At 44.8% G+C, this 12,352-nt stretch carries 9 protein-coding genes; 8 read left to right on the plus strand and 1 reads right to left on the minus strand.

Translation table 11 applies throughout. From position 1 onward, the window contains the following. Window positions 1–7 precede the first annotated feature (7 nt). The gene (locus LOZ80_RS04595) at window positions 8–1,504 is read right to left on the minus strand and encodes an alpha-L-fucosidase (protein WP_238170312.1); all 1,497 of its coding nucleotides are present in this window, start codon (window positions 1,502–1,504) and stop codon (window positions 8–10) included. Between the two features lie 127 nt (window positions 1,505–1,631). Between LOZ80_RS04595 and LOZ80_RS04600 the strand changes: the two genes are divergently transcribed. From LOZ80_RS04600 to LOZ80_RS04635, 8 genes are all read left to right on the plus strand, one after another. Next, window positions 1,632–2,483 (plus strand): AraC family transcriptional regulator, encoded by an 852-nt coding sequence (locus LOZ80_RS04600; protein ID WP_238170313.1) that lies wholly within the window; start codon window positions 1,632–1,634, stop codon window positions 2,481–2,483. A gap of 247 nt (window positions 2,484–2,730) precedes the next feature. Beyond that, window positions 2,731–4,479 (plus strand): sensor histidine kinase, encoded by a 1,749-nt coding sequence (locus tag LOZ80_RS04605; protein WP_238172895.1) that lies wholly within the window; start codon window positions 2,731–2,733, stop codon window positions 4,477–4,479. Window positions 4,480–4,481: 2 nt separating this feature from the next. Then, the gene (locus LOZ80_RS04610; RefSeq protein ID WP_238170314.1) at window positions 4,482–5,648 is read left to right on the plus strand and encodes a response regulator; all 1,167 of its coding nucleotides are present in this window, start codon (window positions 4,482–4,484) and stop codon (window positions 5,646–5,648) included. A 156-nt stretch (window positions 5,649–5,804) separates the two neighbouring features. Next, a complete protein-coding gene (locus tag LOZ80_RS04615) occupies window positions 5,805–7,127 on the plus strand; it encodes an ABC transporter substrate-binding protein (RefSeq protein WP_238170315.1) in 1,323 nt (440 codons plus the stop codon). A gap of 57 nt (window positions 7,128–7,184) precedes the next feature. Then, window positions 7,185–8,060: a carbohydrate ABC transporter permease gene (locus tag LOZ80_RS04620; RefSeq protein WP_238170316.1), complete on the plus strand. Its 876-nt coding sequence runs from the start codon at window positions 7,185–7,187 to the stop codon at window positions 8,058–8,060. 21 nt (window positions 8,061–8,081) lie between these two features. Further along, complete coding sequence (locus LOZ80_RS04625; protein ID WP_238170317.1) at window positions 8,082–8,903, plus strand: carbohydrate ABC transporter permease; 822 nt, start codon at window positions 8,082–8,084, stop codon at window positions 8,901–8,903. 48 nt (window positions 8,904–8,951) lie between these two features. Then, window positions 8,952–11,063, plus strand: a complete 2,112-nt coding sequence (locus LOZ80_RS04630; RefSeq protein WP_238170318.1) for a glycoside hydrolase family 36 protein — start codon at window positions 8,952–8,954, stop codon at window positions 11,061–11,063. A gap of 298 nt (window positions 11,064–11,361) precedes the next feature. Beyond that, the gene (locus LOZ80_RS04635) at window positions 11,362–12,336 is read left to right on the plus strand and encodes an ABC transporter permease (RefSeq protein WP_238170319.1); all 975 of its coding nucleotides are present in this window, start codon (window positions 11,362–11,364) and stop codon (window positions 12,334–12,336) included. Window positions 12,337–12,352: the final 16 nt, after the last annotated feature.

Genomic DNA, 12,352 nt, shown 5'->3' on the forward strand with positions numbered 1-12,352 from the left:
GTGGAATTTACGGCTTAAGTTCAATGGCCAGACAGTTGACGTACGGTGTAGGCTGCCGGTCCGGCAGCGAAACGATGAGCGCTCCGTACGGCTGTTCGAACGGCACTTCGCCAACGCCAAGCAGCCGGACGGATTCTACCTTGTCAGCAAGTGTCAATGTACGGATGACGGCACGATGATCTTCCGGCCACTGCATCTGGAAGGCATAGAGTGTATTTCCCTTTTGGGTGAAACGGAAGTCGCTGGAGTTCCATTCTACTCTGTCCTCTTTGAAATGATCGATGACCACGCGCGACTGTCCTTCGCCCGATATGCGGAACGGTCTGGTGCCGTACACGCCTTCGCCGCATATCTGGATCCATTTGGCCATCTCTTGCAGGATATAGGTGCACTCATCATCGATCGTACCGTCCGGTTTCTGCGGAATGTTGAGAAGCAGGTTGCCGTTCTTGGCAATGATGTCGACCAGAATTTCGATGACGTGCCCCGGTTTCTTGTATTCGTTCTTCACATGATAGAACCAATCCCCGACACACGTGTCGGTCTGCCATGGGTCAGGTTTGATGCCCGGCAACTGACTTCGCTCAATGTCGAGGATCCCGATGCGGTAAACGCTCTGCCTGCGGTCTTTCTGGTTATAAACAGCGCGATTCACGCCGCCGCTTGCCGCAGCGCTCGTATTGTATAAGTGAGCGGCCGCTTGTAGTCCAGCTTCGAACAACGGATCATCCAAGGGGGCGTCCTTTCTATCCCAGGCGCTGGCGAACGGCAGTCCGCCATCAGAGTACAGCAGATCAGGCTGATATAAATCGATGACTTCCTTGATGACGTCCAACCAGCGCTGATGCCACCAAGAATTGTCTGTATACCAAGGCGTTGGTTCGGTTTGCAGATTGTTCGGATCATAATGCTCGCGGTTCGGCAAATACAAATCCTCGTACTCGGGATCATTTCCATCATAAGGGATGCCCGCATAAAGGCCTTCCTTATCCTGTCCTTTATTAAATTGAAACCAACTGAATGTCGCACCCAGGTGCTCGGTCAGACCGAAGGGGAGTCCCCGGCGGGAAGCGGCAGCTTTCCACATGGCAACGATATCTTTCTTCGGTCCCATATTGACCGAATTCCAGCGGTGGATTTTCGAATCGTAGTTGAAGAAGTTGTCGTGGTGCATCGCCTGTGCGACGAAATATTTGGCACCGGCAGCCACGTACAAGTCCATTAGCGATTCCGGATCGAATTTCTCTGCTTTCCACAACTGAACGATATCTTTGTAGCCGAATTTCGACGGATGTCCGTAATGGCGGATATGGTACCGGTATTGCTCGGAACCTTCGTAATACATATTGCGGGCGTACCAGTCCCCGTACATCGGCACCGATTGTGCACCCCAGTGTGACCATATCCCGAGCTTAGCATCCCGGAACCACTCCGGGCACTCGAATTTCGTAAGCGATTCAAATGTGGGTTCGAAAGGACCCTTGGCGATGTTCGCCTTAACCATGCTGATCAGGCCTCCTATTTTTTGGCTACAGCCTTATCCTAGCAGTATTGTGGTATACTCATGAATATAGGATACTAACTTCCTGTAGTATAAAACTATCTAACTTACCCCTATTAGGTGATTTCCCATGGACAATGCCCAACAACAATTGATCCGTCTTTATCTTGATAACCTTCAGGTTCACGTAACCGAAATGGGACATAACCAGGTTTGGTCCGACTGGCGGGATCTCGATTACACGCCGGACTATAACAAATTTTATTTGATTTGTGATGGCGAAGGATGGTTGAAAATCGGCGATACGGAGTATGCACCTAAACCTGGGCAGTGGTTCCTGATGCCGCAAGGAGTGAAGCAATCTTACTCCTATACGGACGGTCCGCGGTTTACGAAATATTGGTGCCATTTTACGGCAAAGGTCGGGGAAAACAATCTTTTCGAATTGCTGAAAATTCCTGTATTTCTCGAGCGGGAGGACGGAGACGAGCCGCAACGACTGTTCCAGGAACTGCTTTCTTACGAATCCTATAGGTCCCTAACCGCTCCATTGCTCATGAAAGCCGCCGTAATTAAGTTGATCGCCTATTATATTGAGCAAGCCGCTTCCGATGTGGCAGGCGTCCAACCCGCTGCAATGTCCGAGCCGCTTCAAGCCGTTATTGAGCACATTCATCTTAACTACTATCGAAACTTAACGATCGACGAGTTGGCCGAACGTGCCCATCTGCATCCCAACTATTTTATTCGCGTGTTCAAAAGGCGTTTCGGCACATCTCCGATTCAATACGTGAACAGAAAAAGGATCGAAGAAGTGAAGTGGCTATTGACTTCAACGAACCTCATGCTAGCGGAAATCGGCACCAAAGTTGGAATTCCCGATATTTCCTATCTATCCAAATTATTCAAATCATCGACTGGTTTATCTCCAACTGCGTATCGATTGACTCATCATCCGAATATGTCTAATTCGACAATATGAACGAAGATAGGGAGGGGCAAACGCCCTTTCTTTTTTTTGTATGAAAACTCCAGTATCGTCAAGGCGAAAGTATTCCGAAACGGTATTAGTTATTTCTTCAAACCTCTCCCTTCCCATGGTACTATAGGGTTGAGATGAGGGCGGTAAGTGGCAAGCCGCAAATAATCGCATAAAAATCGTAGAGTGTGCTGACATCGTTTAAACAGGAATGGTTATGTCAGTTCGGAGGTGGCGAAGCTTGAAAAACATGTCCATTTTGACACAATTAATATTCGCTTTCAGTGTGATAATGCTCGCTTTAATCATGGTTGTCAGCTTTTTTTCCTATCAGAAGTCTTCAGAAATTCTCCATCAGAAGTCCACCCAGTTTCTGCTATATTCCATCAATCAAATGAAAGAGCGTATGGACAATACATTAGAAGAATACGATAAATTTTCCAAACAATTAGCCTACAATCCGGTGGTTTTGGACTACTTGACCCAGATCCATATGAAAAACCTCCCCAAAATTCCGAAATACGAGTTGGAAAAAGAGATCGCGAGGCAGAGCCAGACTTTTGCCCGTGATATGATCGTTCAGATTTTAGATGAGAACGAGAACGCATATACGGCTTTCAACGGGTTCGACTTGGCGTGGAATTCTATCAGTCAATTGAAAAGTATGAATTGGTATCCGGGGGTCGCTCAAGCGGAGGGAAGCTTGGTTTGGGCGGGAGGCGAGATGAAAAATACGATACTTGTTCCAGCCGTAATCGGCAGCCGTATCATTAATAGTTGGTCCGATCTGAAGCCTATTGGGCAAATTCTCATTATCATCCCTGCAACTGTCGTTGAAAACATTAGTCAGGACGAGCAGTTGGCGGAGATTGAAAATATTCGGATTGTCGATCGCAACCATCGTATCGTTTATTCAAAACGGAAGTCGGAGATCGGTCAAACGATAGCCGACGGGGAACAGAAACTTCTCCGACTTCAAGATGCTTCGATCATGACAGAAACGATTGAGGAAGAAGACCGGTTTATTATCAAAGCCAACTCGTCGTATAGCGGGTTTACCATATTATCCTACGTCAATAAGCATACGTTGGAACGTGAAATGAAGCAGATGCAATACCGCATCATTACGATAGGATTGATCGCTTTGGCAGGAGCGATGCTTTTTGTCTTGCTCTTCTCTTGGTCTTTATCCAGGCCACTACGAATATTAACACAAAGCTTTCAAAAAATTAGACGAGGTATCCTGCTGCCGATTCACGGTCGCTATGCAAACCGGGAAGTGATTACCCTTATTCATGGGTTTAACAAAATGGTCGGCGACTTAGACAAGGCGGTAAAAGATTTGGCCGACAAACAGATCAGCGAGGAACAGGCGCAGTTAATTGCACTGAGAGCGCAGTTTCAGCCGCATTTTATGTATAATACGTTGAATACAATCTTCTGGATGCTGTATAACAAGGGTGAGGAACAGGCGTCGGAGATGGTGCATTCGTTAAGCGAAATGCTGCGATATACGATACAACCCGGTTCAGATTTAGTTCCGTTAAAGGAAGACTTAAAGCAGCTGCAGCGTTATATTATCTTGCAGACCTATCGTTACGAAGATAAGCTTCAGGTAGATTTGCAAGTGGAGGATGAGATTTTGGATGTCCGCGTCATACGTCTACTCTTCCAGCCTCTGGTAGAAAATGCGATTATCCATGGGCTGGAACCAATGGATCGAAGTCCAGGATTGATCCGTATCCTGGTGTTTCGCGACGGCGGAGAGCTTGTGTTATCTGTTGAAGACAATGGTGCCGGTGTGAGCGAGAATCAATATAGAGACTTACTAGAGAATCGGAGCTCCCCCAATGATTCCCACACAGGTTTGGGCTTAATGAATTTAAACCAAAGGATAAAGCTGGTTTACAAGTTGGGCAGGGGAATTGAACTGTCGAAAAGCGAATTGGGCGGATTAAAAGTCACAGTGCGAATTCCTGTTATGAAAGTAGGCGAATGAAGATGATGATTTTGGTGGTTGATGACGAACGGTTACCCAGAACCTCTCTAGCTGGGATGATCAGATCTATTGATCAGAAGCATGTTGTAATGGAGGCTGAAAATACGAATGAAGCTTTGGAATTGTTTATCCTTCATTCGTTTGATCTCGTGATCTCGGACATCCGGATGCCGGGCAAAGACGGGTTGGATTTGGTCAAAGAGATCAGGGAGATGGACGAAGAAGCGAATGTCGTCCTGTTATCCGGGTATGCCGATTTTGAATACGCGGTAACGGGTATCCGCTTGCGCATATTTGAATACGTTACGAAACCTGTAAACAAACAGCAAATGACAGAGCTGCTCCGCAAGATGGAGGATAGGCTCGCAGAGAGGAAATCGAAAAACACACTAAACCGTTTGCGAGACAGAAGTATGCTCGAGAAACGGATACGCGATTGGTGCCATGACATCCCAATCCCTTATTACGATGAAATGCTTCTACCCGGTTACAGCGAGATTGCTTTGTTTCATATAGTTGCTTCAAACCTTGTAGAAATGGACCACCGATTACGCTTTTTCTTGAAAAATATTTTTGGTGAAATGTTGTCGGAGCTTGGTATTCCGGTGTTTGTTGACGAAATTCGTCAGGTTACGGTCGTGTTTTTCTCCCAAAATGTCCCAGAGGAGTCGTTACTGGTCAAAATCAAGGAATCTCAACAGGAGGTCGAGCAGCTCATACGGGAAAGTCTGACCATCAGTTGGGGAGGCAACATCACTGATTTGGCTGCGATCCCTCGGCTGTATCAGCAAAGTTTGATGACTTTGGGAACCGATTCGTTGGCAGATTTACCAACGGTGGGGGCAAGTCATTATTTGGTTAAGAAAGCGATTGAACTCATTCAGCAGCATTATGCAGATGACATTTCGCTTTTGACGCTTGGGGAGCAGCTCCACGTCAATCCTACTTATTTGGGCCGCTTGTTCAAGAAGGAAATCGACATGAATTTTACCGATTATTTGGTGCGCATTCGAATGGACCATGCGAAGCGATTGCTTAAGCAAACTACGTTGAAAGTATACGAGATCGCACATGAAGTCGGATACGAAGACAACACATATTTCAGCAGATTATTCAAAGCATTGCATGCAATGACACCTAATGCATACCGCAACTTAGACAAATCATAAATGCGTAAAGCCCTTTTTCAAGAAACGGAGAAGGGGCGTTTTTTTTGTCGTATTAATCCAAGAAAAGTACGTTTGTTCACATTTCGGAAAAGGTTCCGTCCATTTTATAATTTAGGAGTAATCTATTTTTCAAAAAAAGAAGGGTTGGTACAGAAGATGAGAACGTTTACTAAAACGCTGATGTCGATCGTCCTCACAGGATCCATACTTACAATTTCCGCTTGTAGTAGCAGCACGGACAACGGAAAATCTGGTCAACAAGCCAGCAAGCCGGACAAGGTATCCATTCGCATTATGACAAGATGGGCAGATAATACGCCAGGTCCTATCGCCTTCAGGGATCGTATTAAGCAGTTTCAGAAGGAAAACCCGAATATCGAAGTCTTGAATGAGTCAATTACCGACGAATCCGCTTATATGACTAAATTTAAAACGGGTATCGCTTCCGGGGATCTTCCGGCCATCAGCCAGACATGGGGCGGTGAATCCTTCAAGATTTATGCGGACAGCGGAACATTCCTCGACTTATCCGGTGCAATGAATGATGACAAGCAGTGGTCGGGTCAACTTCTGCCATTGTTCGAGAACTGGCAGTTTAAGGGCAAAGAAGGCATCTATGGGATTCCAGCTGAATTTTTCGCTGTAGGTACTTTTTATAACAAAGAGATTTTTAAGAAACTCAATTTAGAGCCGCCGCAAACGTTGGAGGAGTTGTTGGAACAGGCACCGAAGCTGCAAGCGGCTGGATACATCCCACTTGCGTTGGGAGCCAAAGATACATGGCGGGGCGGACACTTCTTTAACAATTTGGTGATGAAGCAGTTTGGTCCACAAAAAATCGATGATTTGGCCTCACGCAAGGCCCAATACGATGACCCGGACATGGTTGCCTTGTTCAAACTTATCTCGGATTATAACAAGGCGGGGGTCTTCGGCGACAATGCGGTAAGTGTGGATATGAATCAGGAGAAAGCGCTGTTCCTAAGCAGCCGTTCGGCGATGCATACGGATGGCAGTTGGTTCATCGGTGAGGCTTCCTCCAGTGAAATCAAGGATAAGATCGGCTTCGTTCCATTTCCTTATTTTAAGGATAAACCGGAGAACAAAGACAACTGGATGGGTGGCGGAGGCGGCGGTTACTCCGTTTACGGCAAGCTTAAGGACAATGAAAAGGAAGCAGCCATCAAACTGCTGAAGTATCTGACATCCGTCGAGTATTTCCAGAAACAAGAGGAAGTAAATCAAGGCGGCGTTTACCCGGTTAAAATGTCACCCAATCCGAACGTGAACAATCCGATTTCCTCGGATTTCGTGAACGCAATCAAGGGCGCAAAGGTTTACAAGAACGACGTTCCTTCCTATGATAAACTGCCGCAGTTGCTCGATCGCGTTAGAAGTTCAATTCAAGGCTTGTTCGTTGGAACTTCACCAGACAAGGTGGGCAAAGAAATTGCCGATGAAATAAAGAAAAGTAAATAACGAAAGGGGGTTCAACTGGCAACCTTGTCCGTTGAACCCCTCAATGGAGGACTACACATGTTTGCACATCGAGCAAAATGGATCGGAATCGGCTTCGTTTTTCCGGCAATGATTCTTTATACCGTGCTCCTAATTTATCCCGCTTTATATGCTGTTTATATGTCTTTCTTCAATTGGAATCTCATTGCATCATCAACCATGGAGTTTGTCGGATTTCATCACTATGTGCAGATGCTGGAAGATGCCACATTCTGGAGATCATTGACAAACGCTTGTTGGTTCATTCTCGGCTCATTTCTAGTCCTTATGCCCATCTCGTTCGCCCTGGCTTTGGTTGTGACGGGTGATCGGAAATTTAAACGGTTTTTCAAGACGGCATTTTTTATGCCGGTTGTTCTTCCGATTACAGCGGTTGGGTTGATGTGGACGTTTATTCTGAACCCTAACTTTGGTGCATTGAACGCTTTGCTGGAAACCTTGGGCTTGGGCGGGTTGGCACACGACTGGCTTGGTGATCCGGATCGTTCCATATTTACAGTTGTCCTCGTAAACGCGTGGGTGTTCGCCGGGTTAAATATGGTTATCTTTGCAGCAGGTCTCGTTTCCATCCCCAAGGACATTTACCAAGCAGCCGAGATCGATGGGGCAAACCGTTCTCAACAGATTTGGCAGATCACAATTCCGATGATGAAGGAAACATTTAAAATTTTTTCCATTCTTGCGATTACAGGCTCTCTCAAGGTGTTCGACATCGTCTATGTCATGACGGGCGGGGGCCCGAATCAGAAGACCGAAGTACCGGCATCGCTTCTCTTCAACCAAGCCTTCAAATACAACAATTTTGGCTTAGCAAACAGTATCGGGACGTTTATTCTGGTAGCCGGTTTGACGATCAGCCTTATCCTGAATCGCTTAGCCAAACAAGATGCGTAGGAAACGAGGAACGAGGAAACGATGAAAAAGAAAAATATCGTCATTTATCTATTCGCAGTCTTTTGGGCAGCAATTACGCTATATCCCTTATATTTTACGCTGATTTCTTCTGTGAAGACGAATAATGAAATCTTCGGCATATCCGCTTTCAAGCTGCCGACCGAATACCATTTCGATTATTACGTCCGTGTTTTTGTCGAAGCGGGTTTAGGCAGAGCGCTCTTTAATTCATTCTTTATTTCAAGTATGAGTACTTTTTTGGTAGTCCTCCTGGCATCGATGGCCTCCTTTTACTTGGCCAAAGCGAATGGAAAGATACCCGGCATTCTTTACTTATATGTGATTTTAGGCATTATGATACCCTTCAACTCGACACTAATACCCTTGGTTAAATTGGTGGCGTCGGTGAATGGGTACAACAGTTACTCGACAATTATTGTCATATATGCGACATTTCATATCCCGTTTGCGATTTTTCTGATTAGCGGGTATATCCGAGGCTTGAACAAGGAAATCGATGAATCCGCTTTGGTGGACGGATGTGGTCCGGTGCGTTATCTATTTTCTTTTGTAATCCCGATTTGCATGCCGATTATTTCCACAACTGCGATTCTGACGTTTTTATTCACTTACAATGAATTGATTTTCGCTGTCTTGTTCTTAACTAAAAAAGAAATGTATACCATCTCGCTCTCCATGCTTTCATTCGTAGGTGAAAGAAGTGTAGAAATGGGCCCGATTTTTGCCGCCATTGTCATTGCAATCTTGCCAATGATCACAGTCTACTTGCTGATGCAGGAAAAAGTGATTGGGGGGCTGAGCACCGGGGCTGTAAAGGGATGAATGCGATTGGTTATACGTCGTTCAAATCTATGAAGGAGAATGGCTAACATGGAACTACTTTCGTCGTTTGCATTTGAGGATATTACCGTGCAATATTGGTGGGAGCCGTCCACCCGACAGGTAGGATTGGTTCTGGTGCCGTCGCAATTAACAGGGCAGATCGACACAGGGAAGCAATATGGGGTCGATTCCTTAGTCCAAGTCAAATTGGTGGGCGATGATTATCCGGGAGGCTTTGCACAAGGAAGAACAATGCGCAATTCCGAGTCCGTATCCCAATTCCAGTATATACGTCAGAACTTGCTGCGTGAGGAAGACGGTCAGCATGTATGTACCTATTTTCAACATAAACTGTCCCCGTATCTCATCGAACATAAGTTATCCTATTTTCAAGGATATCAGGCTTTGGAATCACAAACGACTATGACTAATGCAGGTTATGAAGACGTAGAAGTTGAGATGTTGTCCAGTTATTCCTTAGGAGGAATAACTCCGTTTGCTCAAGGTGATACGCCATCAACACTGCTAATGCACCGTATACGAAGCAAATGGAGCAATGAAGGACGTTTGGAAACTTGCGCCATTGAAGATTTGCAGTTGGAACCAACCTGGTCGAAGCATGGCGTGAACAGCGAGCGGTTCGGACAAGTTGGATCGATGCCTGTTCGAGGTTTTTTTCCTTTTGTAGCTATAGAAGACACGCAGCGCAATGTGATTTGGGGAGCACAATTAGCTCATCCGGCTTCCTGGCAGATGGAAGTATACAGGCGGGATGATGCGCTATGCATATCGGGAGGTTTGGCCGATCGCGAGTTTGGTCATTGGTTGAAGAGAGTGAAGCCACAAGAGAGCTTTACGACACCCAAAGCCTACTTGACTGTCGTTGAAGGCGATATTGATGTTGCTGGTCAAAGGCTTACCCAACTACACGAAAGAGCTTTAATTGAACTTCCTGAGGTGGAGGAAACGTTACCCGTCATTTTTAATGAATTTTGTACGACTTGGGGAACACCTTCCCATGACAATATCACTCGAATTGCCCAGATGCTGAAGGGAAAAGGAATTACGTATTTAGTTATTGACGCCGGGTGGTATTCAGAGAAGGGCAAGGGCTGGTGGAGCAATATGGGGGATTGGAACCTTTCTGCGGAGCTATTTCCTTCAGGATTAAAGGCAGTTGTACAGGAAATTAGGAACAATGGCATGATTCCTGGCATTTGGTTCGAGTTCGAAAGTTGCGGTTATTTAGCTGAAGCATTTTCATGGTCCAATCATTTGCTGCAAAGAGATGGAATTCCGATTACTTCGGGTCAGAGAAGATTTTGGGATTTCCAAGACCCATTCGTGATCGATTATTTGACTAAAAAAGTGATCGATTTCATAAAGGAATATGATCTTGGCTATTTAAAAATAGATTATAATGAAACAATAGGGATTGGCTGTGATGGTGCGGAATCATTGGGTGAGGGGCTTCGGTTGCAGCTCGAGGCTGTGCAAGCCTTTTTACAACGGATACGGAAGGAACTGCCGCACCTGGTCATAGAAAACTGTTCTTCCGGGGGGCATAGGCTTGAACCATCTATGATGGGGCTAACGTCCATGGCCTCCTTCTCCGATGCGCATGAAGAGCTGGAAATTCCGATCATCGCCGCCAATATGCATCGTACGATACTTCCAAGACAGAGTCAGATTTGGGCGGTTTTAAGAAAAGAGGATTCCGAGCGAAGGCTGCGGTACTCGGTAGTTAACACGTTCTTGGGTCGAATGTGCTTATCTGGAGATATTTATGATTTGCAGGAAGAACAGTGGCTGCTTGTTGATGAGGGAATTCGCTTCTATAAACGTATAGCCCCTCTCATTAAAGAAGGTGTCAGCTATCGTTTCGGGCCGATAGTCCATAGTTATCGACATCCAGAAGGATGGCAAGCCATGGTCCGGATGAATCAGAGTCATACAGAGGCAGTCGTTATCATTCATACATTCGGTGGTGAACTGCCCGAGCAGCTCGACATAAGTTTACCTCTGAAGGGGCAGTATGAGATTGAGGCTTCATTTATAGAAGATGCAAATCGGATTTACATCGAAGGCCATGTTCTGTCGTACCGTACGCAAGGTCCATTTGCTGCTGCTGCTGTACTGTTAAGATTAAAGTCAGAGTGAGCTTGGCGGGGTAAGGATCCGAACGACTCGGATTACCAAGAACGTCCTTACAAGCGTTATTTGGGGCAACTTAATATCCTAAAAAATCAAGATAGGGTTATCTATAAAAGATAGCCCTATTTCGTATATTCATTAAATACGAGTCTAAGGAACGATGGGAGTAATCAGAAAACGATGCTGAAAGAAAGCGCTCTAATTTTATGTATGCGCTTTAAAAAATACAAGGAATCATGGAAAAGTGATATATGCCCTTAACTTTGCCTTTGATAAAATGAAAACAGAAGGAGAGGGAGAGCATATGTCAGAAGCAATCATAACTGTGCAAACGAATGAAAATGCGAAGAAAAAAACAAAGAAAAAATTATTTTCGGACTTTAGAGAACATAAAACGTATTATTTCATGTTAACCCCGATGATCGTATTCTTTATCCTATTTTCATACTTGCCGATGTTTGGTGTCTATTACGCCTTCGTGGACTATGATTTTAGCAAAGGAATCGCAAGTAAGTTTGTCTGGTTCAAAAACTTTGAGTTTTTGTTCCAAGGCGGGTTTGACTCCATCATATGGAAATTAACGAAAAACACCATTCTATACAATATTGCTTTTATTGGACTAAACACATTTTTTCAAATGTCTGTCGCGATTCTTCTCAGAGAGCTTACCTATAAGAAGTTTGTTAAGACTTCTCAGACGCTAATGTTTATGCCATATTTCGTTTCTATGGTTATTATTAGTTCAATTGTTTACAACTTATTTAATTATGATTTTGGCGTAATTAACAGCGCTTTCACGGCAATGGGTTTTGAGAAGTTTGACTTTTATTCGACACCAGCAGTTTGGCCATTCATTATCGTTGCTGTCGAGATTTGGAAGGGATTGGGGTATGGCAGCGTCATTTACTTGGCATCCATCATGGGAATTGATGAGAGTATTTACGAGGCAGCTTATGTGGATGGTGCTTCCAAATGGCAGCGAATCATTCACATTACATTACCACTACTCAAACCAACAGTAATTGTACTGCTTCTATTCTCATTAGGTGGTATCATGCGTGGGCAGTTTGATTTGTTCTGGAATATTATTGGTCAAAACGGATTCCTCTTAAATGCAACAGATATTATTGATACTTACGTATATCGCTCACTTACTGTCAACTTTAGTATGGGCTTAGGTTCAGCAGCTGGACTGTTTCAATCTGTATTTGGCTTAATTGTTATCTTGACTGTTAATTATATTGTGAAAAAAGCGGATAAGGAAAATGCACTTTTCTAATTTGCTATTTTCAGAT

It is taken from the genome of Paenibacillus sp. HWE-109 (genome assembly GCF_022163125.1).
Taxonomy (GTDB): Bacteria; Bacillota; Bacilli; order Paenibacillales; family NBRC-103111; genus Paenibacillus_E.